Annotated in this window: 24 protein-coding genes and 1 riboswitch; of the genes, 9 read left to right on the forward strand and 15 right to left on the reverse strand. The window is 53.4% G+C overall.

Annotated features, from left to right (window positions below; translation table 11 throughout):
* Positions 1-61: 61 nt before the first annotated feature.
* The 3 genes from BSEL_RS02030 (at position 62) to BSEL_RS02040 (ending at position 1,943) form a co-directional block, all read left to right on the forward strand.
* Positions 62-1,003: a ring-cleaving dioxygenase gene (locus BSEL_RS02030; protein ID WP_041582150.1), complete on the forward strand. Its 942-nt coding sequence runs from the start codon at positions 62-64 to the stop codon at positions 1,001-1,003.
* A 162-nt stretch (positions 1,004-1,165) separates the two neighbouring features.
* Entirely contained in the window at positions 1,166-1,693 is a 528-nt protein-coding gene (locus tag BSEL_RS02035; protein WP_013171349.1) for a SurA N-terminal domain-containing protein, read from the forward strand.
* Between the two features lie 25 nt (positions 1,694-1,718).
* Entirely contained in the window at positions 1,719-1,943 is a 225-nt protein-coding gene (locus tag BSEL_RS02040; RefSeq protein ID WP_013171350.1) for a hypothetical protein, read from the forward strand.
* Positions 1,944-2,009: 66 nt separating this feature from the next.
* Here BSEL_RS02040 and BSEL_RS02045 read toward each other — a convergent pair whose 3' ends face one another.
* The gene (locus BSEL_RS02045; protein ID WP_013171351.1) at positions 2,010-3,524 is read right to left on the reverse strand and encodes an AbgT family transporter; all 1,515 of its coding nucleotides are present in this window, start codon (positions 3,522-3,524) and stop codon (positions 2,010-2,012) included.
* A gap of 161 nt (positions 3,525-3,685) precedes the next feature.
* Positions 3,686-4,531, reverse strand: coding sequence for a DMT family transporter (locus BSEL_RS02050; protein ID WP_013171352.1), 846 nt, complete (start codon positions 4,529-4,531; stop codon positions 3,686-3,688).
* A 70-nt stretch (positions 4,532-4,601) separates the two neighbouring features.
* Positions 4,602-4,701, reverse strand: a riboswitch (guanidine-I (ykkC/yxkD leader).
* A gap of 501 nt (positions 4,702-5,202) precedes the next feature.
* Between BSEL_RS02050 and BSEL_RS02055 the strand changes: the two genes are divergently transcribed.
* Together BSEL_RS02055 and BSEL_RS02060 are read left to right on the forward strand one after the other, a co-directional pair.
* Positions 5,203-5,685, forward strand: a complete 483-nt coding sequence (locus BSEL_RS02055; RefSeq protein WP_013171353.1) for a hypothetical protein — start codon at positions 5,203-5,205, stop codon at positions 5,683-5,685.
* Between the two features lie 4 nt (positions 5,686-5,689).
* Positions 5,690-5,845: a hypothetical protein gene (locus BSEL_RS02060; RefSeq protein ID WP_013171354.1), complete on the forward strand. Its 156-nt coding sequence runs from the start codon at positions 5,690-5,692 to the stop codon at positions 5,843-5,845.
* A gap of 150 nt (positions 5,846-5,995) precedes the next feature.
* Here the strand turns inward: BSEL_RS02060 and katG are convergent, their stop codons facing one another.
* Positions 5,996-8,185 (reverse strand): catalase/peroxidase HPI, encoded by a 2,190-nt coding sequence (gene katG / locus BSEL_RS02065; protein WP_013171355.1) that lies wholly within the window; start codon positions 8,183-8,185, stop codon positions 5,996-5,998.
* 394 nt (positions 8,186-8,579) lie between these two features.
* Between katG and BSEL_RS02070 the strand changes: the two genes are divergently transcribed.
* Positions 8,580-9,311, forward strand: a complete 732-nt coding sequence (locus BSEL_RS02070; RefSeq protein WP_013171356.1) for an alpha/beta hydrolase — start codon at positions 8,580-8,582, stop codon at positions 9,309-9,311.
* A gap of 79 nt (positions 9,312-9,390) precedes the next feature.
* Here the strand turns inward: BSEL_RS02070 and ahpF are convergent, their stop codons facing one another.
* From ahpF to BSEL_RS02100, 6 genes are all read right to left on the reverse strand, one after another.
* Positions 9,391-10,941 carry an alkyl hydroperoxide reductase subunit F gene (ahpF, locus tag BSEL_RS02075; RefSeq protein WP_013171357.1) on the reverse strand — a complete coding sequence of 517 codons (1,551 nt, stop codon included), beginning with the start codon at positions 10,939-10,941 and terminating at the stop codon, positions 9,391-9,393.
* Positions 10,942-10,959: 18 nt separating this feature from the next.
* The gene (ahpC, locus tag BSEL_RS02080; RefSeq protein WP_013171358.1) at positions 10,960-11,523 is read right to left on the reverse strand and encodes an alkyl hydroperoxide reductase subunit C; all 564 of its coding nucleotides are present in this window, start codon (positions 11,521-11,523) and stop codon (positions 10,960-10,962) included.
* A 370-nt stretch (positions 11,524-11,893) separates the two neighbouring features.
* Positions 11,894-12,337: an OsmC family protein gene (locus BSEL_RS02085; protein ID WP_041581679.1), complete on the reverse strand. Its 444-nt coding sequence runs from the start codon at positions 12,335-12,337 to the stop codon at positions 11,894-11,896.
* A gap of 69 nt (positions 12,338-12,406) precedes the next feature.
* Entirely contained in the window at positions 12,407-13,600 is a 1,194-nt protein-coding gene (locus BSEL_RS02090; protein ID WP_013171360.1) for a DUF4317 domain-containing protein, read from the reverse strand.
* Between the two features lie 110 nt (positions 13,601-13,710).
* The gene (locus BSEL_RS02095; RefSeq protein WP_269815730.1) at positions 13,711-14,169 is read right to left on the reverse strand and encodes a cytidine deaminase; all 459 of its coding nucleotides are present in this window, start codon (positions 14,167-14,169) and stop codon (positions 13,711-13,713) included.
* A gap of 33 nt (positions 14,170-14,202) precedes the next feature.
* Positions 14,203-14,784 (reverse strand): TetR/AcrR family transcriptional regulator, encoded by a 582-nt coding sequence (locus BSEL_RS02100; protein ID WP_013171362.1) that lies wholly within the window; start codon positions 14,782-14,784, stop codon positions 14,203-14,205.
* A 120-nt stretch (positions 14,785-14,904) separates the two neighbouring features.
* On the opposite strand from BSEL_RS02100, the gene BSEL_RS02105 reads away from it, so the two are divergent.
* The gene (locus BSEL_RS02105; protein ID WP_041581680.1) at positions 14,905-16,983 is read left to right on the forward strand and encodes an efflux RND transporter permease subunit; all 2,079 of its coding nucleotides are present in this window, start codon (positions 14,905-14,907) and stop codon (positions 16,981-16,983) included.
* A 2-nt stretch (positions 16,984-16,985) separates the two neighbouring features.
* Positions 16,986-18,827, forward strand: coding sequence for a hypothetical protein (locus tag BSEL_RS02110; protein ID WP_013171364.1), 1,842 nt, complete (start codon positions 16,986-16,988; stop codon positions 18,825-18,827).
* A 92-nt stretch (positions 18,828-18,919) separates the two neighbouring features.
* On the opposite strand, the gene BSEL_RS02115 is transcribed toward BSEL_RS02110, so the two are convergent.
* Genes BSEL_RS02115 through BSEL_RS02125 form a run of 3 tightly spaced genes read right to left on the reverse strand, consistent with a single transcriptional unit; the run spans position 18,920 to position 20,988 of the window.
* On the reverse strand, positions 18,920-19,465 hold the full coding sequence (locus tag BSEL_RS02115) for a GNAT family N-acetyltransferase (protein ID WP_013171365.1): 546 nt from the start codon (positions 19,463-19,465) through the stop codon (positions 18,920-18,922).
* 17 nt (positions 19,466-19,482) lie between these two features.
* Positions 19,483-20,298: an aminoglycoside N(3)-acetyltransferase gene (locus BSEL_RS02120; RefSeq protein ID WP_013171366.1), complete on the reverse strand. Its 816-nt coding sequence runs from the start codon at positions 20,296-20,298 to the stop codon at positions 19,483-19,485.
* A 6-nt stretch (positions 20,299-20,304) separates the two neighbouring features.
* Positions 20,305-20,988: an SOS response-associated peptidase gene (locus BSEL_RS02125; RefSeq protein WP_013171367.1), complete on the reverse strand. Its 684-nt coding sequence runs from the start codon at positions 20,986-20,988 to the stop codon at positions 20,305-20,307.
* A gap of 152 nt (positions 20,989-21,140) precedes the next feature.
* Here BSEL_RS02125 and BSEL_RS02130 point away from each other — a divergent pair, with 152 nt between their 5' ends.
* Complete coding sequence (locus tag BSEL_RS02130) at positions 21,141-22,160, forward strand: DUF2804 domain-containing protein (protein WP_013171368.1); 1,020 nt, start codon at positions 21,141-21,143, stop codon at positions 22,158-22,160.
* Positions 22,161-22,209: 49 nt separating this feature from the next.
* On the opposite strand, the gene BSEL_RS02135 is transcribed toward BSEL_RS02130, so the two are convergent.
* The 3 genes from BSEL_RS02135 to BSEL_RS02145 are packed head-to-tail and all read right to left on the reverse strand — an operon-like array spanning position 22,210 to position 25,267.
* Positions 22,210-24,423 (reverse strand): carboxypeptidase-like regulatory domain-containing protein, encoded by a 2,214-nt coding sequence (locus BSEL_RS02135; RefSeq protein ID WP_013171369.1) that lies wholly within the window; start codon positions 24,421-24,423, stop codon positions 22,210-22,212.
* On the reverse strand, positions 24,420-24,725 hold the full coding sequence (locus BSEL_RS02140; protein ID WP_013171370.1) for a hypothetical protein: 306 nt from the start codon (positions 24,723-24,725) through the stop codon (positions 24,420-24,422). Before BSEL_RS02140 ends, BSEL_RS02135 begins: the two co-directional genes overlap by 4 nt.
* The gene (locus tag BSEL_RS02145) at positions 24,722-25,267 is read right to left on the reverse strand and encodes an RNA polymerase sigma factor (RefSeq protein WP_013171371.1); all 546 of its coding nucleotides are present in this window, start codon (positions 25,265-25,267) and stop codon (positions 24,722-24,724) included. Before BSEL_RS02145 ends, BSEL_RS02140 begins: the two co-directional genes overlap by 4 nt.
* Positions 25,268-25,455: the final 188 nt, after the last annotated feature.

Genomic DNA, 25,455 nt, shown 5'->3' on the forward strand with positions numbered 1-25,455 from the left:
TACTTGATTCCCTGTTTCAGAAGGGCGTACAATGAACGAAGATACAAAGGAGGAGATCAATATGCACCGCATTGCCGGTCATCACCATATATCCATGATTACAAAACGCGCTATCCCAAATAACCGGTTCTATCAGGAGGTTCTCGGCCTGCGCCGGGTGAAAGTGACCGTCAATCAGGATGAACCGTCCATGTACCATCTGTTTTACGGAGACAAAACAGGGAGTCCCGGAACGGAGCTGTCCTTCTTTGAGATTCCGAAAGTCGGACGGACTTACCGGGGCACGAATGCGATCACCCGCATCGGCCTTCTTGTGCCGTCGGAAGCGAGCCTTCGGTATTGGGAGGCGCGCTTTGACACGCATGGTGTCACCCATGACGGCATCACAACCTATGCCGGACACCGGGCGCTCCCTTTTGAAGATCCGGAAGGGCTGCGGCTCGTCCTGCTTCTCTCCAACGGGCAAAAGGTCGACCATTGGGAAACCTGGTCTGAGTCGGATTTGCCCGACCGGCATCAGATTCAGGGGATGGGCAGCGTCGAGATGACCGTCCGGGACCTGGATGCACTCGCAGATACATTGACGGGGCTGTTTGGTTACACAGAAGTGTCGCGAACAGATCAAGAAGCGGTCTTTCAGTCTGTGGAAGGGGAGGTTTTCGGCGAAATTGTAGGTGTCGAACAGGACGGACCTGCGGAGAAACCGGGGCGGGGGAGCGTTCATCACCTCGCAATTCGGGTACAAGACGATGAAGCGCTGGCGTATTGGGAAGAAAAAGTCCGGGAATGGGGCTTTCAGACGGCAGGGATCGTCGACCGCTACTACTTTAAGAGCCTGTATTTCAAAGAGACGAACGGCATCGTCTTTGAAATCGCCACTGATGGTTCCGGTTTTGCCATTGACGGGAATGGTGCCACCCTTGGTGAGCAGCTCGATTTGCCTCCTTTCCTTGAAGGAAGGCGAAAAGAGATTGAAAGAAAACTGACGCCGTTTTTTGAGTGAGAGCTCAGTGGGTGAATAAAGATCGGGATTTCAACCTCGGGACGTATTGTCACAGGCACCTCTTTCGGATACCATTTCCTTAAGAGGTGTTTTTTCGTACACTGTCTTGGCAGCATGTCTGGTTTTGGATCAGATCTGATGACGAAAGGAGGCGGACGCCTGATGAAACGATGGACTTTGGGCCTGTTCCTCATTGCGCTCACCGGCTGTGCGGCGAATGCGGAGGATCCATCGTACGTGATTGCGACCCTGGACGGAGAAACCATTACCATGGAGGATTATTTTTTCCGTTATACAGATCCGTCGATGATAGAAGAATATCTGAAAGAACGGGTCATGATAAAGGAAGCAGAAGACCTCGGGATCACCGTATCAGAGGACGAGGTGAATGCATCGAGGCAGATGCTGTTCCCGGATTCCGATGCAGAAGAACGGTTGGCCTTCTGGGAGGACCGGGCTTTCATCGATGAACAGGCAGAGCGCCTTGATATGGATGAGCTTGCCTACTTTAAGGAATGGGAAGAGAAAATGTACCGGTCCCAGCTGTTTGTGGACGCATACGTGGAAGAGGTGTTCGGCGGTTTTCCTGAGGACACAGATGAGATGCAAGCCCTCGGTGAGGAGATCGACGCACATATTGATACGCTTTTTGATACGTATCAGGAAGAGTACAGGCTTGAGATGGAGTAGCCTGACGAAAGGGGAACTGTGTTCGATGAAGAAACCGGTATTTTTGCCCATTGTTGCAGCAGTATCGACCGCAGCCGTGCTCTTTGGTGTTGGCAATGCGACGGGGATTCCCTACCTGACGCTCGAATGGGGGCCGGGAAACCTCGAGATCACGTTCATCCCGATTATAGCGGGTGTGGCAGCAGGGTTTTTGACAGAGCGCTTAATTATGAAGTGGAGAAAGGTAACGGTGCCCGGAAACGGGGTGTAAACGACGAAAGCAGCCAGTCGATCCTGATACAGGACGACTGGCTGCTTGTTGATTTCATGATGGTGGTCAGTACGTGATTGGTGAACCAGGGCCGAGGTCAATGCCGAGAAGCATCCAGACGATCAGCATAATGGTCCAGGTGATCATAAAGATAATGGAATACGGGAACATGACCGAGATCATTGTACCGATCCCCATCTTCTTATCATACTTCTGCGCGAAAGCGATGATAATGGCGAAATACGTCATGAGCGGGGTAATGATATTGGTCGTTGAGTCCGCGATCCGGTATGCCATTTGTGTCATCTCCGGTGAATAGCCGAGATGCATCATGATCGGCACAAACACAGGGGCCATCATCGCCCATTTGGCTGAGGCGCTACCGATAAACAGATTGATGAAACCGGCGACGAAAATAAACCCGAGGATGAGCGGAATACCTGTCAGATTGGCAGCTTCAAGGAGCTCCGCACCGTATACCCCGAGAACAAGGCCCATATTGGTCTCGCCGAAATAGGCTACGAACTGACCGGCAGTGAAGGCGAGTACGATAAACATCCCCATCGCAGCCATCGTGTCAGAGAGCTGATTGGCAACATCCTTGTCATTTTTGATGTTCTTTGTGGCCATTCCGTAAAAGAGGCCGGGGATAAAGAACAGGATGGCGATAATCGGCACAAGTGCGTCCATAAACGGCGACTGAATGATCTGACCATCATCGGCCCGAAGTGGTCCGTTTGCCGGAACGATGGTCAACAGCACGAGTACAATCCCGATCAGGAGGGAGAGGCCTGCCCATCTGAGACCCTTCTTTTCGATTGGGTCAAGACCTTTCAGTTCTTCCCGGTAGTCGCCTTCGTACTTACCGAGCCGTGGCTCAACAATTTTCTCCGTAACCCAGGCGCCGACGATCGTCAGCATAAAGACCGATGCGGCGATGAAGTAATAGTTCATCGCGATGTTCATACCTTCTGCATAAGCCGGATCCACAATGGCGGCGGCTTCAATGGTCATCTCACCGAGCATCGGGTCCGTTGCCGAGAGTAGCAGGTTGGCGCTGAACCCTGCGGAAACTCCGGCGAACGCTGCGGCAAGGCCGGCCAACGGATGGCGGCCGAGAGCGGCGAAAATCACGGCTCCGAGTGGAGGCAGGACCACGTAGCCGGCGTCTGAAGCAACGCTTGACATAATTCCGGCAAAGACGAGACCGGCTGTAATCAGGACGTTCGGGATCGAGAGAACGAAGCCGCGAAGGCAGGCGCTGATCAGGCCGGTACGCTCAGCCAGGCCGATCCCGAGCATGGTGGCAAGGACAACCCCGAGTGGCGCAAAGCCGATGAAATTATCAACCATGCTCGAGAGCATGTACTGAAGCCCTTCGGCGTTCATAAGATTGGTAATCTGAACCATTTCCCCTTCTTCGCCGGGGTGTTCAACGCTGATGCCGGACAGAATGCCGGACAGCGCGATGACGATGAATGTCAGAATGGCGAAGAGCGTGACGGGGTGAGGCAGTTTATTGCCGGCGACTTCGATCATATCGAGAAACCGCTGGAATAATCCCCGCTTTTGTTGAGGCATGGGTAAAACCCCTTCCAATTTTCAGACTTATTTATATGTCAGTATATCGTTATAGGGAGATAATTTAAACACATTACCTAATATTGAGAATTGGAGAACTATTCTGTCAACCTTTCTCCTGCTAATGCATGAACGGATTGTTATTCTTAGAAAACAATCCGTTACGTCGACAGGACGAGGAGGACGACCCCTGTCAGGGCGAGTGTGATGCCCCATTTCTGTGGAACTGTCAGCATTTCTTTAATGAAAAGCCATGCACAGAGCACGGTGAAGAGCGGGGAGAGGGCGCCGGCGAGGGCGACGATGGAGAGAAGCCCGATGCTGACACCGAGAATATAGGTGATCGTGCCGAATGCCTGCAGAAAACCGTTGCCGAAGATGTAGCCGAGACCGGTCCGGTTGAGGGTCAGAAAGTCCGCCCGTCTGAACAGAAGCACGGAGCTGACGGCTAGAAAAGAGCCGGCCATGGTAAAGAAGACGGTCCACATGCTTTCCGTTTCCGGCGGGATATGCAGAAATACGAAGTAGAGCCCGATCAGAAAACCGGCCATGGCGGCAAATGACAGAACCTTCTGTCCGTCACCGTCCTCAGCGTCACCTTCCACTTCCTTTTTCGAAATCAGGACAATGGCAATCATAATGATGCCGACGGCAACGAGTGCGAATGTTCCGGGCCGCTCCCCTAAGAAGAGGCCGGTCAAAACCGGAACCACAGCGGAAAGAGTCCCGGTCACTGATGACACGACACCCATCTTGCCCATGGCGAGCGCTTTAAAGTAAAACAGGAACCCAAAGCCGATGGCGATGCCGCCGAGTCCTCCCCACCAAAAGCTTGAAAGGCTCATGTGAAAGCCGGTCAAAGAGGCGACGATGAGCATCATCACCGTGCCGAAGAGCTGTGCATATAATACGACAATCAGTGTCGGAACGCGTCTTGTCACCTGTCCCGCGAGAAAATCCCCGATGCCAAACGCCATCGCGGTTATGAGTCCCAAAAATAAAGCCATGATTATTTACCTCCTGGAATATTGAATCCGTATCAAACCGTAAAAAAGCCCGGAGTATACTGGTCAAAGTATCTCCCGGGCTTTTGTCCCTCCGTGTCACAGATCGATCTGTGTGTCTTCTCTCGGACCAGACCGGCACCAAATACCGCGGAACCCTAGAAGACTTTTTATTGAGTTTACCCTGTCAGTTAACCACATTCACACATGAGTGTCAACGAGTCAGAGCATGAGCGGCTATTGATCTTCTTTGTAGAATGAAACAGAAAAGACTCATCGACTGGACCGAAACCGAGTAGAGATCGTCCCGAAAGACTTTCTGTCTGTTCACCTTCTATTGTCGGGACGTGGAGTTGGATGAAATGACTTGCTCATATGAAAAAGGCTGTGGCCGGATCCGGATACGGATAGAGACTCATGTTTGCTTGCTTCATCGAACGAATCGCATCATCACAGCAAGATACGATGCCCAACAGTGTGAGCGATTTTATGATAAACAACGTAATGTTAGTGCAATTTCGTCACAGTGCTTGTTGACATTCTTGACATTAACCTGCGTAAACCGTTGTCAGGCAAGGGGTTCAAGAGAAAGGCTTTTTCTTGAAGCGAAGAAGTGAGGGTTGTTACAATGAAAGAAACCGTACAAAATCAGGAAAATGAGTGGAGGGATGACCATGTCGATCTTTACTCGCGCGGAACAGAAAATCATGATGCGAAACATGAAAAAAGGATACAGAGCAAAGCAAATCGGGGAAAAGGAACGGGCATTTGAACCGTGGCTGCTCGTGTGGCTGATGCTGAAAAACCGACTCCGGGAGCGGGGTAAGACGCTCACTTCCTTCAATGAGGAGTGGGAAGAGGAAGGGGAATTGGCGCAATGGCTTGAAGATGCCCTTGACCTCTTTGACCGCACGGATCCGGAAGTGGCGAAACAGATTGCCCGTGAAGCGGCGGAACTGGGGATTCAGGAGGACAGCCGGCTTGGAGAACGCATCAGAGAACTGCTCAGTTCGGATGAGGCTGATCCGCCTGAAAGCAAAGGGCAGGCACAACAGAATCCGGATCATGAGGCAAAGAATGAAATTTTTGATCTGCAGCGGAAACTTGCAGAGGCGATCAATACGGATGTGGATCACAATCACAAGAAAGACAGGTGAAGGGATGACAGCAAACAGAGGTCGTTTTTTGATTGTGGCTGGCGTATTGGCGGGACTGAGCGCCGGTTATTTGACGGGGAATATGGCAGAAGGCGTTCTGATTGGGACAGGTCTGGGGCTTTTTATGCTGGCGGTGGCGAAGAAAAACCGCCAGGCTTAGGAAGAGTATTCCGGACCAACCTGTAATGTTGAGGTATGAGATCTGATAACGTAAGGAAAAGGCTTGGCTTGTCGCGAAGCCTCAAACAGTACAAAATAAAGCCGGCAGCGCGGGATGGTCCCGTACTGCCGGCTCTTTGTATGATTTGACTTACTTCACGTCGAAGCGGTCGTTGTCCATAATCTTCACCCATGCATTAGCGAAATCCTTCACGAATTTCTCTTTGTTGTCATCCTGTGCGTAGACTTCAACAATGGCACGGAGCATGGAGTTGGAACCGAACGCGAGGTCAACGCGGGATGCTTTACGCACCACGTCGCCTGTCTTGCGGTCATGTCCCTCGTATACATAATGATCCACCGGCTTCCACTCGATGTTCATATCGACAAGGTTTCTGAACCAGTCGGTGTTGAGTTCTTCCGTCTTGTCTGTGAAGATGCCGAGGTCAGAACCCTGGTAGTTGGCTCCGAGAGAGCGCATGCCACCCATGAGTGCCGTCATTTCTGTCGCACTCAGGCCGAGAAGCTGTGCTTTGTCGACGAGGAGTTCTTCCGCGCTGACGGCATATTCCTTCTTCAGGTAGTTGCGGAATCCGTCTGCGATCGGTTCAAGGACGTCGAAGCTTTCAGCGTCTGTCTGTTCTTCCGATGCGTCACCGCGTCCTGGTGTGAACGGAACCGTGAGGTCGACGCCGGCTTCTTTCGCCGCCTTCTCAACAGCTGCCGTACCGCCAAGGACAATCAGGTCTGCAAGGCTGACGTCTTTTGAGGACTTGGCTTTCACGTCTTCGAGGACTTTGAGCACCTTGTCAAGCTGTTCAGGTTCGTTGACTTCCCAGTTCTTCTGTGGCTCAAGACGGATGCGGGCACCGTTGGCACCGCCGCGGTAGTCGGATCCGCGGAACGTCACGGCAGATCCCCAGGCGGTCTTGACGAGTTCACTCGTAGACAGACCGGCATTCAGAATCGCATCCTTCAATTCCTTGATATCTGCTTCTGTCAGGTCATAGTTACCTGCAGGAACAGGGTCTTGCCAGATGAGATCTTCTTCCGGCACTTCAGGTCCCTGATAGCGGGATTTTGGTCCCATGTCACGGTGAAGCAGCTTGTACCAGGCTTTGGCGAATACTTCTCCGAACTCTTTCGGGTTGTTGTAGAAACGCTCGGAAATCTTGCGGTACTCAGGATCCATCTTCATCGCCATATCGGCAGTGGTCATCATTGTCTTGACCTTCTTGCTTGGATCCTCAGCGTCAGGAGCGAGGTGCTCGTCTTTGACGTCGATGGCCTGCCACTGATAGGCACCGGCAGGGCTCTTGACGAGTTCCCACTCGTAGCCGAGAAGCAGTTCGAAATACGTGTTGTCCCACGTCGTCGGTGTTGGCGTCCATGCACCTTCGATTCCGCTCGTAATCGTGTCAGAACCTTTACCGGATCCATGTGCACTCTTCCAGCCGAGACCCATTTCTTCGACAGGTGCTGCTTCCGGTTCAGGGCCGACGTGTGCGGCATCTCCGGCACCGTGTGATTTACCGAATGTGTGTCCACCGGCTGTCAAAGCAACGGTTTCTTCATCATTCATACCCATCCGTTTGAACGTTTCACGGATGTCTTCGCCACTCTTCAGCGGATCCGGTTCACCGTTTGGTCCTTCCGGGTTCACATAGATGAGGCCCATCTGTACGGCTGCGAGCGGGTTCTCGAGATCCTGACGGGTCCCTTCATAGCGGTTATCACCGAGCCATTCATCTTCTGAGCCCCAATAAATATCTTCTTCAGGATGCCAAACGTCTTCACGACCTGCACCGAAACCGTATGTCGGGAGTCCCATGTCTTCAATGGCGACGTTTCCTGCGAGGACGAGAAGGTCTGCCCAGGAAATTTTGTTGCCGTATTTTTGTTTAATTGGCCAGAGGAGGCGTCGTGCTTTATCAAGGTTGGCGTTATCCGGCCAGCTGTTCAGTGGTGCAAAGCGCTGGGTACCGGTTCCGCCGCCGCCACGGCCGTCACCTGTACGGTACGTACCTGCGGCATGCCAGGACATACGGATAAAGAGCGGACCGTAATGACCGTAATCGGCAGGCCACCAGTCCTGACTCGTTCTCATGAGTTTTTTCAGATCTTCTTTCATGGCAAAATAGTCCATCTTCTTGAATTCTTCTTTGTAATCGAAGTCTTCGTCAAATGGGTTTGTTTTCTTGTCATGCTGATGGAGAATATCCAAGTTCAGCTGGTTTGGCCACCACTCCTGGTTTGCCGTACCACCCCGTGTGGGACTTGTTGCACCACCGTGCATAACCGGGCACATGCCCTGTGAATTCATTTTCTTTTGCTCGTCCATCTGTAAATCTCCTCCCTGTCCTGAAAAAAAGTAGATTATTGAGAAACAGCTTCATGATCATGAGCTGTAATCAATCTCTGTTTATAATTATAATAAACTGAGAGCGAAAATGAAAGGGGAACACTCAGTGAAATCCCGATCCTTTATTTCCATGAGTCTCTCTGTTTTCCCAGTGACCCGGCTGTCCGACTGCCGCCCCTGCCGGTTCGATCAATCTTTCCAGTGATAATGCAGCGGTTTCAATGAGAATCATCACATTTTGCTAATGCAGTCCACTACTCTTTATTCCTCTGTTCAAGATTTTTGAAACAGGGAAAAAGCGAAATCGTGCGCATTCAAACCAAATGAGTGATAAGATGAGTGAAGAAAGACTCATGAAACGAGGGAATGAAATGTGGCAGTAATCTGGGAACATAAATGGAAGATCCTTCTCGGTGTCGCCTTGGCAATTACGGCCATCATCTGGCTGTTATTACGGTCTTATCCGGCTGGTTCGCTCGCAGACGATGCGATGGCGGGCGAATGGAGCGATGTGAAAGACGAGAACGGTGCGATCCGGTTTATCGCGGAAGGAGAGCCGCTTGGTCATGTCATGTATTACCCGGGCGGGCTCGTCAGACCGGAATCTTATTCATATCTTGCGTCGCAATTGGCGGAAGCAGGGGTTGAAACCTGGGTGATTCCGATGCCGCTGAATCTGGCGGTACTTGGCATATCGAGGGGTGAACAGGCGCTGGGATTGATCGGGGGAAGTCCGGTCGTCATCGGTGGCCATTCTCTCGGTGGTGCCATGGCTGCGAGGTTTGCCAAGGACCATGAGGACCAACTTGACGGGGTGTTTTTTCACGGGGCCTATCCTGATGAGGGCGGACGCCTTGACGGAACGTCTCTTTCCGTCCTTTCCATTCAGATGGAAGAGGACCGGGTGTTAAACAGCGAGAGCTATGAAGAAGGACTCGGATATATGCCTGATGCCTTTTTCGAAGAGTGGATCGAAGGCGGCAATCATGCTTCTTTCGGTGATTACGGGCCGCAGCGGGGAGACGGGGAGGCCACGATCAGCCACGAGGAAGCGGTTGAACAGATTGTGGATCTCACCGTGGATTGGCTTGAATCACTCCAATAAGAGAAAGAAAACGTCCCTCTTCTATAAAACAGGACGGCAACCGGTACTGAACCGGATGCCGTCCTGTTTTTTGCTCTATTTATACAGATACGACAGGTTCCTCTGAGCGGATTAAATAATCGAACGCGCCGAGGGAAGCGGTCGCTCCGGAGCCCATCGAGATAATGATCTGTTTATAGGGGGTATTGGTGCAGTCTCCTGCAGCAAACAGCCCCGGGACGTTGGTTGCGCCGTGCTGATCGACGACGATTTCGCCCATGCGGGTCGTCTCGATGGAATCATCGAGAAACTCGGTGTTCGGCACAAGTCCGATCTGCACGAACACGCCCTGAAGGGGAATGTGCCGGTCTTCTTCTGTGACACGGTCTTTGTAGGAAATGCCGTTCACTTTTTTATCACCTGTGATTTCTGTCGTCTGTGCATTCGTAATGACAGTGACATTAGGCAGGCTGTGGAGTTTCTTTTGCAGGACTTCATCAGCCTTCAGTTCCGGCATGAACTCAAGCAGGTATACGTGATTGACGATCCCGGCCAGGTCAATGGCGGCTTCCACACCCGAGTTGCCGCCGCCGATGACGGAGACGTCTTTGCCTTCAAAGAGCGGGCCGTCACAGTGCGGGCAGTAAGCGACACCGTTATTTTTGAATGCTTCTTCACCCGGAACCCCGACGTTTCGCCAGCGGGCACCGGTGGAGAGGATGACGCTTTTGCTTTTAAGGACTGCGCCGTTCTCAAGGGTGACCTCAAAGAGATCCTTCTTATCAACGGCTTTGACGCGCTGGCTCTTCATGATATCCACGCTGTAATCACGGACGTGCTCTTCAAGGCTCGCGACAAGCTTCGGTCCTTCGGTCTTTTTGACACTGATGAAGTTCTCGATGCTCATCGTATCCTGCACCTGTCCGCCAAAACGCTCGGCGACAACTCCGGTGCGGATCCCTTTTCTTGAGGCGTACACGGCCGCACTCGCGCCTGCGGGACCGCCGCCGACGACGAGGACATCGAACGGATCTTTTGCGTCGAGTTCGGAGGCATCGGTCCCTTGACCGAGCTTTTCAAGGATGTCTTCGATGGTCATGCGTCCGCCGCCTAAGAATTCACCGTTCAGATAGACGGCGGGTACGGCCATGACGTCACGGGCTTCCACTTCGTCTTTAAATGCGGCGCCGTCGATCATGGTGTTCGTGACGCCTGGGTTGACGGCACTGAGCATATTCAGAGCCTGAACGACTTCCGGACAGTTTTGGCAGCTGAGGCTGACGTACGTCTCAAACGTAAAGTCGCCTTCAAGCTGTTTCATTTGATTGAGTGTTTCCTCCTCCACTTTCGGCGGCCGTCCGCTTACCTGGAGGATCGCAAGGACAAACGATGTGAACTCGTGTCCGAGGGGAACGCCGGCGAAGGTGACGCCGGTGTTCTCGCCCGTCCGTGTGACGGTAAAGCTTGGCGTACGCGCAAGGCTTGCTTCTTCGACGGTAATGCGTGGCGACATCGACGCCACCTCACGGACAAAGCCCGCGAGTTTGTCTGAATTGGCGTCGCTGCCTGCGTCAAGCTTGAACGTCAAGTCCCCTTCGAGGAGGTCGAGATACTGTTTCAGCTGTTGAGTAATGGCGTTGTCGAGTACCATATCCGGCACCTCCTGCTCTTATATTTTGCCGACGAGGTCAAGGCTTGGTGTCAATGTTTCGTCGCCTTCTTCCCATTTGGCCGGGCATACTTCGCCTGGATTGTTACGGACGTACTGTGCCGCTTTAATTTTGTTGACGAGGGTGCTTGCGTCACGGCCGATGCCTTCTGCGTTGATTTCCGCAGCCTGAACGACACCGTCAGGATCGATGATGAACGTGCCGCGGTCCGCAAGACCGGATTCTTCGTTCAATACGTCAAATTGTCTGGAGAGCGTCTGTGACGGATCGCCGATCATGCCGTATTCGATCTTTCCGATTGTCTCGGAGCTGTCGTGCCAGCCTTTGTGCGTGAAGTGCGTGTCCGTGGAAGCGGAGTATACTTCAACTCCAAGGTTCTTGAGTGTTTCGTATTCATTTTGCAGGTCTTCGAGCTCTGTCGGGCAGACGAATGTGAAATCCGCCGGGTAAAAGCAAAGGATTGTCCACTGGCCTTTGAAGTTTTCTTCTGTGACTTCGACGAAATCGCCGTTCTTGTAAGCCTGTGCTGTGAATGGTTGAACTTCTGTGCCGATAATTGACATAATCAATCATCCTCCTTATAGATAATGAATATTAGGTTCGCTGTTTTGAATTCTGTTAATAAGAATTCTTAACCAATGCTTATTATTATATAAAACGAATTGTTTGTCAAACCTTTCACAATAACAATTACAATTAAAATCAAAAATGAATAGGGATTATCCTGATCATTTAACAATATAAATGTTGTGACAAAGCGATTTATCGCGTTTTGTCTGCGCTTTCAAGTTCAACCTGATTCTCATTTAATGGCAATATATCATGATAATTGAGAAGTTTGTCTGGTCGGAATTCATATGGAACATAGAAAAAACCAGACGCTGTATCCGTCTGGTTTTCGCGTTTATCCTGTATAGAGGGTGGAAAAAGCAATCAGCTTTCGATCACGACATCCGCAAGCTTCATCGACACGTTGTTTTCAAGGGAGTCGCCGACGGGACACTTGGATTCCACAAAGCGCACGAACTCATCGACCTTGTCTTTCGGGGCATCGGTTTTGATGTGCATCGTATAGCGGATCTCAGAGTAGCCCGGGCGCACGTCGGCTTTGTTCATGAATCCGTCCGGATCAAGATCCCCCTCGACATCGAGCCAAAGGTCGGTGAACGAGATGTCAAACTTCGGTGCATACACCCGCGCGACGATTGCCTGGCAGGCGCCGAGGGCGCAGAGAACGGCTTCAACGGGGTTCATGCCGGTGTCTGTCCCGCCGAGGCTTTCCGGTTCATCAATCGTCAGTGTGAAATTCCGGGTTTTGGCCGTGACCTTGGTTCCTTCGTGGAGCTGGGTGGTCGCTTTAAAGGTTGCTTTTGCCATCATCAATCTCTCCTTTTGTAAGTGGTTACATTCATTATATACCACTATTGTGAAAGAGTGAACGTGACCTTAGTCCTCTTCGGATTCAACTTTTGTAAACAGGGCTTCCGGGATCATGTCAAAGCCTTCAATGCGCGCCGCTTCAGGCACTTCAAGCATGAGGTAGATGCGCCCGTCGATCTCCACCTGCCTGAGAAAACGCAAGTCCTCCGGGCTCACGGACAGGTCGGCGGCTTTTGTTTTGATTTTGATGGACTTGGACTGGTATTTCGGCATGACGCTCGTTGCTTTGAAGGCATACTGCCGGTCGTCGACGATTTCCTCAAAGGCGGCTTCCACCTTTTCCGTATCCACATCCTCGACGCCGCTGATGCGGAGGACGTCTTCCACGTCCTTACTGTCGAGACGGGGCGGTTCGTCATCCTCGTTCTCTTCGACGACCCGGTTGATCTCTTCGTAGACGTTCGAGAGCGTGGAAGTGCTCATGGGTTTTCCGACGGCGCTTTTGACGATCTCTTCAAAAATGATCTTGTCTTCCTGAGCAGTGGTGACTTCTTCGGCGTTCAGGACGTCTTCAATAAACGGGTAGTTCGGTTCATGGGCCTTTCCTGCAGCGTAGAGCACGTGATTCACATCGGCGGCGCCGTCATTAAAGCACGGAAAGAGAAAGCCCGAGATCGGTGCTTTCAGGTTGATGACCGGATCGACGAGGATGTTGTATTTGAATTCTTTCTCCACATAGTCGAAAAGCAGCTCTTTTTTCGGATCCTCGGTTTTGTTGATGCTGCAGAGGATAAAACCGTGGGCATAGACGGAGTCCCGGTCTGACTCTTCTGAGGTGATGTCCGCGGACTGCTTGACGGGCTTCATGTACGTGCCGCGGATAAAGGTGATGACGAGGTCCATCTCATACGTCTTCTCATGAAGCATCTTGGCGACAATCTTGAGCATCTCGTCGGTCCAGGATTCGGTTTCGGCTGACAGAAGCCCCTGATGGAGAATCATCTGCGTGCTGTTTGACACGTCACGGCGGAACTTCAGCTCAAACAGCTTCTCATCGGCCTGACCTGTCAGTACCTTTTTGAAGTTGGCGAGGAAGAGTTCCTTCTGTTCATCTTCGAGAAGGTCGAAGGGCATCGCTTCGTAATGATAGATCTCACTCGTGTCTTTCATAATATAGACGTTGAAGATGTCCGAGATCGTCATGAGGTCGTTATTCGGTTTGAACTGCTTCTTGATATGGGCGATATCTTTTTTGTTCATCGATTGATCACTCCTGGCTTTGTTGAGTATACTTGTCGATTCTATCACAGTTCCCAAGGTGACATGTGAACAAAAAAACGCCAGCCGGAGTCCGGCGTGGCGCTTGGGTCTTACATGTCAAGATCGGTAAAGGCAAGGGGGAGGATCTCCCTCAGCGTGTGTGTGCTGATCTCGCCTTTCGCATTCGTCAGGTAAATCGGCATATCGGGCGGGCACAGTTCAGCCATGACCTGCCGGCAGATGGCGCAGGGCGGGAGGAAGTCTTCCGTATCCCCGGCAACGGCGACGGCTTTGAAATCGCCTTTTTGGTACCCTTCTGCCATCGCGGTGAACATGGCGGTCCTCTCCGCGCAATTCGTCGCCCCAAAAGAGACGTTCTCCACATTCACGCCTGTGATCACGCGATCGTCTGTCATCAGAAAGGCTGCCCCTACAGGGAATTTGGAGTAAGGGACGTAGGCATGCTGTTTAATTGATCGGGCTTGTTGCATCAGTTGTTCTTTATCCATCGTCGGTCGCCTCTTTCCGCCATTGCTGGCCGTATAATCGGTCTCCCTATTATATAGGATTGAAAACGGTTAATCAAGTCTGACATCTGACATTCAAGGGGTTTGCAACCCGACGGCGCTGATGCCGTGATTGGTGAAATTGGCAATCATCCAGGCGATGACTTCCGGCGACTCTTCCATATTGTTTCGCACCCAGCTGTGCACGACGGCAATGCTGCCGTGGATGACGAACGTGCTCAGATGATCCGGATTAATCGGGGTATCTTTCACGTGATCCCGGAAGAAGGATTGGAGGAGGTGACGGTGCACCCGGTAAATGACCCGGCGCTGGAAGTCCGGATCGCCGTGGTCGCTGAAGATGATCCGGCTGTTCCGGCGATTCTCTTTCAGATAGCGCATGAGGCTTGTCGTCATCGCAAGGGCTTCGTCGTCCTTTGTGTAGTCGAAGGCGTTGAGCATCGCCTCCACGTCTTCCATAATCCGCTTTTGAATGCCTTCAAGGAGGTCGTGAATATCTTTATAGTGGGAGTAAAAGGTGGAACGGTTGATATCCGCTTCGCTGCAGAGCGCCTTAACGGTGATCGAATGGAGCGGTTTCTGTTCGAGGAGGGTAAGGAAACTCTCTTCGATGACGGATCGTGTATACTGCACTCGCCGGTCGGTTCGTCTGCTCATGGGCTGATCCCTCCTGTTTTCTGATGAAAAACAACACTCTGTCGGTTTTTGTACACAGTATAGCGTACTGTTTGTTGATTATCAAATCATGCGGGGCTATAATGATTAAGTTAATGAACAATGACTGGAGTGCTCGGTGTGCAAAAATTCACGGAAATCATTACCCATTATCATAAATCAGTCGTCCTTGTATTCATGGCCCTGACCATCCTCAGTGCCGTGATGATCCCGTTTGTGACGGTGAACTACAACATCAACGACTACCTGCCTGAAGATTCCCCGTCCATGGTGGCGGTAGATGTTCTTGAAGAAGAATTCGGCAGTCCGATGCAGAATGCGAGAGTCATGATCGAAGACGTGTCCGTGCAGGAAGCCCTCACATACAAAGACCGCCTCGAAGCGATTGAGGGCGTGTCGGATGTGACCTGGCTTGACGACGTGGTGGATCTTCGGACGCCCCTTGAACTCGTGGATGAAGGGATGCTCGAGACGTATTACCAAGACCGCTATGCCATCATCGAGATGACGATTCAGGAAGGGGAGGAGCTGGCAATTACAGATGAGATCTACGAGCTGATCGGCGAGGAGAATGCCCTCGTCGGCGATGCGATTGATACGGCCGTGTCGCAGCAGATGGCGTTTACGGAGACGCTGTTCGCGGCCCTCCTGCTCGTGCCGATTATCATCATTATCCTCATCCTCTCAACGACTTCCTGGGTGGAGCCGCTGTTTTTCCTGACAGCGATCGGGGTGTCGGTGCTGATCAATCTCGGGACGAACATCTTCATCGGAGAAGTCTCCTTCGTCACCAATTCCGTCGCGCCGATCCTGCAGCTCGCCGTCGCTCTCGACTATGCGATCTTTTTGCTCCACAGCTTCAGCGATCAAAGGAAGACGGATTCCAATCCGGTGACGGCGATGCAAAAGGCAGTACGCCAGTCGTTTCCGGCGATTGCGGCCAGTGCAGCAACGACGTTCTTCGGCTTTATGGCCCTTGCGGTCATGGAGTTTGAGATCGGGGCAGATCTTGGTCTGAACCTTGTCAAAGGCATCGCGCTAAGCTTCATCAGCGTCGTCGTGTTCCTGCCGGCTCTGACGGTCTGGCTGTTCAAATGGATCGACAAGACCCAGCATAAGCCGATGTTCCCGCAGTTTCGAAACGTCGGCAAGCGTGTGGTCAAAGTCCGTTATTTCTCGATCGTCCTCGTGGCCCTGATCATTTTCCCTGCGTATCTCGCCCAGCAGGAGACGAGCTTTATCTACGGCATAGGCGAGCAGCCTGAGGACACGCGCCTCGGAGCGGATGAGGTGAAAGTCAACGAGGTCTTCGGACAGTCGACGCCGATCGTGCTTCTCGTGCCGAGAGGAGACGTGCCCCGGGAGCTGTCCCTTGAACAGGATCTGTTGGCCATCCCGGAAGTCGACAGCATCATGTCCTACAATGAGCTGATCGGTTCGATGATTCCTCAGGAACATCTTGATGAATCGATGACAGAGGCTTTTCTCTCTGAGAACTACAGTCAGCTCATCCTCTATACGGAAACGGAATCCGAAGGGGACGAGGCCTTTGCTGTAGTGGAAGAAGTCAAATCGTATGCCGGGGCCTATTACGGGGACGGCTTCCATGCCCTCGGGGAGAGTGTCTCCCTCTACGACATTAAAGACATCGTCCTGGACGATAACCGGGCTGTAAACATCATGACGGTCATTGCCATCGGTGCCGTGATCATGGTGACGTTCCGGTCCCTTTTGCTTCCGGTGATTCTGCTTGTGACGATCCAGTCGTCGGTATGGATCAACCTGGCCGTGCCGTATGTGACAGACACACCGCTCGTCTATATCGGCTATCTGGTTGTCGGAACCGTGCAGCTTGCGGCGACGGTGGACTATGCGATCCTGTTCACCGAGAATTTCATGGAGAACCGCAAGCGGATGCCGGCGCGTGCGGCAATCATCGATACCGTCAACAACAAGACGTTCTCCATCTCGATCTCGGCGGCGATTCTGTCGAGTGTCGGATTTATCCTGTTTCTCACCTCGACGAATCCGATCATCGGATCCATCGGACTTCTCATCGGACGGGGCGCCCTGCTGGCTTTCCTCATGGTCCTGTTCCTGCTTCCGGCGATTCTTCTTGTCGGAGACAGGCTTGTTGAGAAACTGACGTATAAGACGGATTTCTATAAGGAGCGTGACTGAATATGAACAAATGGACAGCAGGTCTCCTCGCAGCCCTGATTCTGCCTCCGGTGTACATCGGATTTGCCGATGACACGGCACATGATAATGAAACGCCTGAGACATCCGGCACCGACGGTGAAGTGGCTTCCAAAGAAGAAGTCATCTACGGCAACCTGAATCATGACGGCTCCGTGACGGACCTTTATGTGGTCAATATGCTCGACGTGACAAGCGCGGGGCGAATTGTGGATTACGGCAATTATGACAGTGTGCAGAACCTGACGAGCCTGGCTGAAATCCAAATCGACGGAGACGAGATCTCTGCCGAAGCGGAAGAGGGCTGGTTTTATTACCAGGGCAATAAGGACGGTGCCACGCTCCCCTGGGCCATGGACATCACCTATACCCTTGACGGGGAAGAGGTGGATGCCGGTGATCTTGCCGGTGCCGACGGGCATCTGCATCTGAGCTTGACGACCGAAGCCAATGACGGGGTGAATCCGTCGTTTTATGAGAACTATACCTTGCAGGTATCGGTGAGCTTTGACGCCTCCGTCGCAGGGAATATCCACGCGCCGGATGCGACCGTGGCCAATGCGGGCAAGGAGCGTCAGCTGTCCTATACGGTCATGCCCGAAACGGACGGGGACATAGAGTTTTTTGCCGATGTGACGGATTTCGAGATGAACGGCATCGAGATCGCCGCGATTCCGATGACCCTCGCCATGGAAGACCCGGATACCGGGGAGATGGTCTCGGAGCTTCGGGATCTGAGTGACGGTATTGCCGAGATTCATGATGGCGTCGGTGAGCTGAATGACGGTGTCTTTGAGCTCGTTGACGGACTGTGGACGCTGACGGACGGGTCTTCCGACTTCCTCTCAGGACTGCGTGAAGTGGACGGCTCCTCCGGAGATCTCGTTCACGGTTCGAGAGAGATCCGGGACGGACTCGCGCAACTTGACCGGGAGCTCGATGTATCCGAGTTTGATATGGACGTCGACTTGAACGGTTTTGATGAGCTGACGAAAGGCCTTCACGAGCTGTCCGGGGGACTTGAAGAACTCTCCGGCGGGCTTGGTTTACTGGGTGACCAATATGAAGAAGCGAGAAAGGCCCTCGATGAGGCAGTGAAGGCCATTCCTGAAGAGGTGCCTTCTGAAGAGGCCATCAAGGCGCTGTACATGACGACAGAGGATCATGAGACGCTCGACAGCCTCGTGGATCAGTACGCCGCTGCGCAGCGGGTCAAACAGACGTACGACGCAGTCAGTGGAGCATTTGATGCCGTGACGGGCACCCTCGGTGAAGCCGTCAAAGGTCTTGATGAGTCGGTGACAGGTCTTCGCACGATGGCTTCTGAACTCGAGGCGTCGCTCGCGTCCTTTGAAGACCTCGAAGACCCGGAAGCCCTTGAAGGTCTCCGTGAGCTTGAACGGGGCATCGGGGAACTGTCGTCAAACTACCACGCCTTTCATGACGGACTCGTGTCGTATACCGGAGGCGTCGGTGAGCTCGCCGGCAACTACCGTGATCTCGATGACGGCGTCAGTGAGGCCGCAGATGGAACACGTGAGCTCGGTGACGGGACCGATGAACTGTATGACGGGACAGGTGAACTTGAAGAAAACACCCGGGATCTCCCGGATCAGATTCAGGACGAAGTGGATGAATTGATGGCGGAGTATGACAAGTCCGACTACGAGCCTGTTTCGTTTGTGTCAGAGCGAAACGAGCAGGTGTCGGTCGTGCAGTTCGTCCTTCGCACAGATGCGATAGAACTTCCTGACGATGAAGACGGGGAGCTTGCAGAGGAAGACGAAGAGAACTGGTTCGACCGGATTATGAACCTGTTCTCCTGATTATAAAAGAAACACACCAAAAAACCCGCAGAGGCACCGATGCCTTTGCGGGTTTTGACGATGGTTTGGCTTGCCGCCCGGCTCCGTTCGGATCAGATGTCGGCCTCGTCGCTTTTCAGGCGTGCATATACAATGTGATCGACGAAATGATCATAGAGGAATTCGGCATGTCTGAGCCGGCCTTCTTCCTGAAAGCCGAGGCGCTCAGGAATGGCGCGGCTTTTCGTGTTCCGTGACGCGGCGCGGATCTCGATCCGCTCGAGGTTCAGATCGTGAAAGCAGTGATGAATCAGGGCCTTGCAAGCCTTGGTCATGATGCCTTTCCCTTCGAACCCGTCGCCGAGCCAGTAGCCGATGGATGTGGAACGGTTGCCCCAGTGAATGCCGTGGAGACCGATGACGCCGGCAAGCTGGCCCTTGTACCAGATCCCGGCGTGAAAGCCGTCCTGAGAGACGAACTGCTTCAGTCCCATTTCAATGAACTTCCGGGAATCACCGGGCTGGTAAATGTCATCGACCCACGGGAGCCATGTCCGTAGATGCCGTCTTGAATGTTCCGTGATGAGATAGAGCGGCTCGGCGTGGCGGAGTTCGAGGATGCGCAATTCGGTGTCTTCGTCAAGCTGGTGATAAAACATGGGTTTCCTCCTGTCTGTCAGTCTGCGGTTTGGGTCTGTCGGTGTGCCGTGAACCAGGTGGTGGAAGCGTCCACCGCATCGCGAAGAGCGAAGACTTTCGCCGTGGCATCGCCGATCTTACCGGTATGGACGGGGTACGTCTCTTCAAAGGTGCGGCCGATCTCTTCAAACACCTCTTCATCGAGGTCGACCTCTTCGTACGTGATCCACTGCCTGACACCGTCTGTGAGGACCGGTGCGCCCTTTTCGATCATCGGCGGGGACGGGGCAATGTATTCACCGAGGTGAAAGCACGTGTTGGCGTCGTAGCCGTTGCCGATAAAGAGCACTTTGGCGCCATGCTCATAGAGCCGGCCAAGGGGCGAGTCCTCACCGAGACCGCAGGCAAGAGGATGCGGATGAAGCACGGTCCTTGCGAGAGGTCCCCGCGCCGAAAAAGAGAGGGCCGGGTGCAGGCTCCGGTCAGTGCCGGGCCATGTGCGGAAGTGTTCGGCGATGGTGCCGATCCCCCGGGTCTGTGTGATGGCCGGGTCATAGGCAGGCATCGTGTCCCGGATCGTCTGCCACCAGGCTTGCGGGACAGCCGGCGCCTCCCATTCGGACGGATCACTCAGGTCACCGCTCTGTGCAGGCATGACGATGGTTCCGTCAGGCCCTATGGCTGTGATCAGGGCCCCGATGACGGCGGCACTCCCGCCGTTCACCCAGCCTAAGGCAGACAGGGAGGCGTGAACGAGGAGGAGGTCTCCCTCTTCGATGCCGTTTATTTTGAGGTCGCGTGTCAGGGTATCAACGGTATTCAATACGGTGGAAGCATGGATTTCATTCGTCACAGTGGGTCACTCCGTTTCGTTCGGTATGGGTGCGATGCATGTCGGTGAGTCGTGTTTCGGTGAGTTGACGAGACTCGATACGGCCGTCGCAGTCATCTGCCGGCTGTCAAAAGGGGTAAGAAGCGACTTCAGCCTGTCCGTCCCTGTTTCGCGCCGGTCAAGCCAGATGGCTTCCTGATCCCTTGTCAGGATGGCCGGCATCCGGTTATGGATCGGGGCCATGAGCGTATTCGGTTCCGTGGTGATGATCGTACAGCTCGTGATCGTTTCCCCTCCTTCATCCTGCCAGCGGTCCCAAAGCCCGGCCATGGCGAACGGTTCCCCGTCTCTGAGTTGGATATGCATGGGAACTTTTCCGGTTTCAGTTTTTTGCCATTCAAAAAACCCGTTCGCAGGGATGATGCAGCGCCTGCGTGTCAGAAGCTTCGCAAACGACGGCTTCTCGTAAAGGGTCTCGGCCCGTGCGTTGATCATCTTAGACCCGATCTTGGGGTCTTTTGCAAACGAGGGGATCAGGCCCCAACGAAGGAAACCGGCCCGGTTCGTTTTTCCATCATGAACAATGGCGAGAATGTCCTGGGAGGGCGCGATGTTATACCTCGGATCAAGGGCGATGGCTTCAAGATTGTCAAGCTCAAACCTGCGTGCAATCAGGTTTGGCTGATGATACAAGCTGAATCGGCCGCACATGGGGCTTCACCCGCTTTCTGAACAAAGTCAATGCTTTCAGTTTACCATAATCCCGGCAAAGCGGGCAGCTCTTCGAACAAGAAGTTGACAGCGCTTTCAATTAGCCATAAAGTAGACGGTAACAAGACCGATTTTAGAAGGGGGTTGAAGGCATGCAGGCAATGGAACTGACGAAACCCGTAAGGCTGAGTCTGAACGATGGGACGCTGAATCCGGAAAGTGCGGGCTGGGCGAGGCACCCGATTGTCACATCCAATCTGAGCGGTGCAAGTATGCGTAAGAAGAAGTGGAACTACTGGTGTATCACGAGTGATGACATCCTGTTTTCGGCGACGATCAGCCACATTGACTATGCGGCAAGTCTGTTCGTCTATCTGTACGACCGTCATACCGGAGAATTCGTGGAAAAGACGGTCACCGTGCCGTTCGGGATCGGGGTGCGGATGCCCGAAGAGGTGAGGGCGCCCCTTTTTGTGGATCGGAGCGGGTTTACGATCCGCTTTCTGGAGAAACCGGATGCGACGGAGCTGTTTGTGAACATTCGGGATTTCGGCGGAAAGCCGCTGGATGCCTACGTGGAGATTGCCCGTCCGAAAGGGTATGAATCATTGAATGTCGTCATTCCCTGGAGTGAAAGCCATTATCAGTATACGTCCAAGCAGCCGGCACTGCCAGCATTCGGAACGGTGGAATGGGGCGGATACCGGCACCATTTGGATAAGCGGAATCAGAGCTTCGCGTGTCTCGACTTCGGCCGCGGCAAGTGGCCGTACCGCTCATCCTGGAATTGGGGCAGTGCTTCGGGACGTGATAAGGACGGGCGCGTCATTGGACTGAACCTCGGCGGTAAATGGACGGACGGTACCGGGCAGAACGAAAACGGGATTGTCGTGGACGGTGTTCTCTGCAAGATTCATGAGGATCTCGATTGGGACTATGATCCGTCTGATCTGATGCGGCCTTGGACGATCAGAGATAAGGGGAATGAGACGGTTACTCTGACGTTTTATCCGTCGTTTGAACGGCTCGCCGAGACCAATCTCGGGGTCATTCAGTCGAAGGTTCACCAGATGTTCGGTCATTATGAGGGAACGGTTATGACTGACGGAGCCGGGACGGTTCAGATCAGTGACCTCTTCGGCTGGGCGGAGGATCATCACGCGAAATGGTAGAGAAAAGAGGAAGGCAGCAGGCTGTCTTCCTCTTTTTGCATGGTTCGAATCACCAGTCGCGATCCTGCCAGGCGTCGGTCAGAGATGACAGCGACGGATGCTCGTCTGTCAGAACGTCTATGGCGTCCTGATCGCGAGTGAGCATTGCCTGAGCGGCTTCTTGCAGGAAGTCTTCTTCCATGCCTTCAAGGTGTTCGAGATGGCGTTCCCAGTTTTCGGCTGCGAGATTCGAACGCGTTCGCTCCGGATTCTGACGGACAATCGCAAGGGCTTCATCGAGCCCCTGACCAGAGGCGAGGGCGACGACGGCCCTGGCGCCGGAAAAGCGGTTGTATGAGTCTGCGTCGACAGACTGAGCGAGACGTTCCTGTGCCTGATCGAACTCGCCTTCAAAGGCGTTGATGAGTGCGAAGCGGCCGTTTTCAAGTTCGTTTGGTTCATCCTCTTCCAAGAGGTCCAGGTACGCCTCTTTCCAACGGGACGCTTCCGTCAAGTCTCCCTCGCGCATCGTATGCCGGAGAAGTTCGGAGACGTTGGCGATGGATGGGGCAACGTCATGGAGCTGCCTGCGGTACATCATCGTTTCTTCCGCACGGGATTCGCTGAAGCCGTTCAGTCTTGTCAGCATCCTTAAGCTGTGAGCGTCCTCCGGATCATCGGCATAGGCGTTCCGGTAGGCTTCGAGGGCACCGGGCACGTCCTCGTCAAGGAGGCGGCGGTCTGCGTTTGTCAATGTCCGTGTATCAAGGCGGAAAAAGGGCAGTTGCCCCATGGCATCCTCGTCGAGACGGTAGCCGTTACTCTGTGCGATCGGGGAGCGGTCTTCATCGAAGGCCCTGACGTTCCAGGAGAATTCCCCGTCCGGGTAGCTGAAGGCGAGGATGGTCTCGGGCTGGATGAGTTCGTCGTCTTCGGGGTCAGACATCACCCCAAACGTCCGGTCATAGAGCGCATCTGTCTCGATTGTATGCCGGTTTGATGTGATGTCGGTCTCCACGCTCTGCGTCATCGAACCGCCGTCGTGATGGACCGTCAGCTCGAGCGAGTAAAAGGCGGCGCCGTCCACATCTTCCCATGAAAAGGTGATCGTATCATCCGTGATCTCGTCATGATTGATCGGTTCATGCTGCTCGATCAGAGGTGTGAACGTGATGTCATACGTCGCCGTATCACCGTCTTCCACCCGAATCACCTCATTGGCGTCAACGGGCCAGGCCGATCCGCTCACTTCATCCATCGACAGCATCACAAACGGGAGGTAGTCATCCGGGATAACGCCGTCGAAGCGGTAATAGCCGTCGCCATCGGTCTTCGTGGCCAGGGCGGATTCCCGGTTCAGTGACCGGTCGCGCTGTGCGTCTTCCTGCAGAAAGACCCGGGTATGGGCGAGAGGCTCCCCGTCAGCGCCGGTCACCCGTCCTTCAACCGTGCCGTTGTGACGACCCTCTTCGAGGGGCTCCAGCCGCTCGTGCAGCCGTTTCGCTTCCTGGAAATAGACGGCTTGGTCGAGATTGAAGGGCTCATAGCCGTTTTGGCTCTCTGCATGGGCTGTTTCCTGTTCATCATGATGGGCTTCATAGCGCTCCATGGCATCTTGCAGGAGCGCGTGGGCTTCTTCGTAGTCCTCCTCATACAGATCCATACGTGCGTGAAGAATGGCGGACCGCAGGGCGGCATCGCCGCTGTCAAACGTGTCTTCACAGGCATTCAGGATCGAACGGGCAAGCTCATGCTCGTTCATTTCGATCAGTATGCCAATGGCATCGAATGTGAGATCTGTCTGATGAGCGGGATAAGCTGTCTGACGCTCGGAGGCTGTCTCCATCGTTTCGAGGACACCTTCAGGATCGCCGTTTGTCTGATCATGCCTCATGAGAAGATCCGCTGCCGATAACAGATGGATCGTGTCCTCTCCTTCCTCAAGATACGTCTTCAAATACGGTGCCGCTTCTTCAAGGGTGAAGAGCACGGGAGTGTCGGACGTGCTCCAGGACGTTGATGCCGGGCTGATCGTGAGACTCGACGCATCCTCACTGAGTGGTGTGATCATGTACGTTTCAATCAGACCGGTGCTCGCCGTCTGATTGCGTACAATCCGGTCAAGAATCTGTTCTCTTGCTCCGTCTTCTTGTCCCGAGGCAATTTGCCTGTCGATTTGCCATTCGTGAAGCTTCGGTTCAAAGACGAGTAACACGACGGCAAAGAGGGCCAAAAATGCAAGCAGGCTGTATACGAGGTGTTTGACTTTCAAACGGATGGTCATGATGAATCCTCCTCTTCAAACAGGTCATGCCAATAATAGCTGCCCCCGCGTTCGATGAGTTCACGCTCCGGTTCATCTCCGGGAACAGCAATGGTCGTGCCTGAGGTGATCAGAAGAAACAATGCAGCGCCGAGAGGAACGACCGGGATCCGGACTTCTTTGTTCCAAACGTTTGCAAGCCGGTCTTTCCAGGTTACCGGATGGGTCCTCTTCAGAACGGCATCGTGTCCGTGAAACGTCTCATGTTGAAGTTCGCGATCGAGTGCCTGTCTGACTGCCGGTTTCTGATCGTCGTTCATCATCGGTCATCGCCTCCTTTCGAGAGCTCATTCTTCAGCAGGGCCCGCCCGCGTGCGAGTCTTGTTTTGACCGTGTTTTGTTTCGTGTTCATCACCCCGGCCAGTTCGTCAACGGTCATGTCGTGAAAATAATACAGCGTGATCGGCTCCCGGTATGAATAGGGAAGGGCCTGAACGGCTTTATGCACCCTTTGTTCTTCGATGGCCGCGAGAAGCTGTGCTTCCGGAAGAAGTGCGGTTTCTTCGAGCTGATCAAAAGCCGTCTCGTCTTTTGCCGGAAAGAGATGGCGCCAGTTCCACGTTCGCATCCTCGAGCGGCAGCCGTTCAGCGTGATGGTCACGAGCCAGCCTTTGATTTTGTCATTGGAAGAGAGCTGGTGACTTTTCCGGAATGCCGTGATAAACGTATCCTGGACGACTTCTTCTGCGAGCTGCCGGTCTTTGACAAGCAGGACGGCGGTCCGCTTCAGTAGTGGGCCGTATGCATCCATCAGGGCTTTTAGCGCCGATTCATCGCCTTGTTGTAATTGGGTTTTATAATCCAAGCCACCGCCTCCTCTCACTGATAGAGATGCGTCCTGTCCGCATCAGGTTTCACCGGATTCAAAAAAAGATCGATTTTTCTGCACTTCATTTTAGCATGTTGAAAGAAGGGTTGCTGGATCGGGATTGAAGCCTTACAGGAAAAGGCGGCTGATCACCTCAGCTGCCTGGAATCTTTCCCCGTCTCGCG

This window comes from [Bacillus] selenitireducens MLS10 (assembly GCF_000093085.1).
Taxonomy (GTDB): Bacteria; Bacillota; Bacilli; order Bacillales; family Salisediminibacteriaceae; genus Salisediminibacterium; species Salisediminibacterium selenitireducens.

Coding starts and splice junctions, on each gene's coding strand:
- BSEL_RS02050 (WP_013171352.1), bottom strand. CDS start 4,531: ATGGCTTTATTTTTGGGACTCATAACCGCGATGGCGTTTGGCATCGGG.
- BSEL_RS02040 (WP_013171350.1), top strand. CDS start 1,719: ATGAAGAAACCGGTATTTTTGCCCATTGTTGCAGCAGTATCGACCGCA.
- BSEL_RS02130 (WP_013171368.1), top strand. CDS start 21,141: ATGCAGGCAATGGAACTGACGAAACCCGTAAGGCTGAGTCTGAACGAT.
- BSEL_RS02030 (WP_041582150.1), top strand. CDS start 62: ATGCACCGCATTGCCGGTCATCACCATATATCCATGATTACAAAACGC.
- BSEL_RS02090 (WP_013171360.1), bottom strand. CDS start 13,600: ATGAACAAAAAAGATATCGCCCATATCAAGAAGCAGTTCAAACCGAAT.
- BSEL_RS02100 (WP_013171362.1), bottom strand. CDS start 14,784: ATGAGCAGACGAACCGACCGGCGAGTGCAGTATACACGATCCGTCATC.
- katG (WP_013171355.1), bottom strand. CDS start 8,185: ATGGACGAGCAAAAGAAAATGAATTCACAGGGCATGTGCCCGGTTATG.
- BSEL_RS02115 (WP_013171365.1), bottom strand. CDS start 19,465: ATGTTTTATCACCAGCTTGACGAAGACACCGAATTGCGCATCCTCGAA.
- BSEL_RS02060 (WP_013171354.1), top strand. CDS start 5,690: ATGACAGCAAACAGAGGTCGTTTTTTGATTGTGGCTGGCGTATTGGCG.
- BSEL_RS02135 (WP_013171369.1), bottom strand. CDS start 24,423: ATGACCATCCGTTTGAAAGTCAAACACCTCGTATACAGCCTGCTTGCA.
- BSEL_RS02125 (WP_013171367.1), bottom strand. CDS start 20,988: ATGTGCGGCCGATTCAGCTTGTATCATCAGCCAAACCTGATTGCACGC.
- BSEL_RS02140 (WP_013171370.1), bottom strand. CDS start 24,725: ATGATGAACGACGATCAGAAACCGGCAGTCAGACAGGCACTCGATCGC.
- BSEL_RS02085 (WP_041581679.1), bottom strand. CDS start 12,337: ATGGCAAAAGCAACCTTTAAAGCGACCACCCAGCTCCACGAAGGAACC.
- ahpC (WP_013171358.1), bottom strand. CDS start 11,523: ATGTCAATTATCGGCACAGAAGTTCAACCATTCACAGCACAGGCTTAC.
- ahpF (WP_013171357.1), bottom strand. CDS start 10,941: ATGGTACTCGACAACGCCATTACTCAACAGCTGAAACAGTATCTCGAC.
- BSEL_RS02105 (WP_041581680.1), top strand. CDS start 14,905: ATGACTGGAGTGCTCGGTGTGCAAAAATTCACGGAAATCATTACCCAT.
- BSEL_RS02055 (WP_013171353.1), top strand. CDS start 5,203: ATGTCGATCTTTACTCGCGCGGAACAGAAAATCATGATGCGAAACATG.
- BSEL_RS02045 (WP_013171351.1), bottom strand. CDS start 3,524: ATGCCTCAACAAAAGCGGGGATTATTCCAGCGGTTTCTCGATATGATC.
- BSEL_RS02035 (WP_013171349.1), top strand. CDS start 1,166: ATGAAACGATGGACTTTGGGCCTGTTCCTCATTGCGCTCACCGGCTGT.
- BSEL_RS02110 (WP_013171364.1), top strand. CDS start 16,986: ATGAACAAATGGACAGCAGGTCTCCTCGCAGCCCTGATTCTGCCTCCG.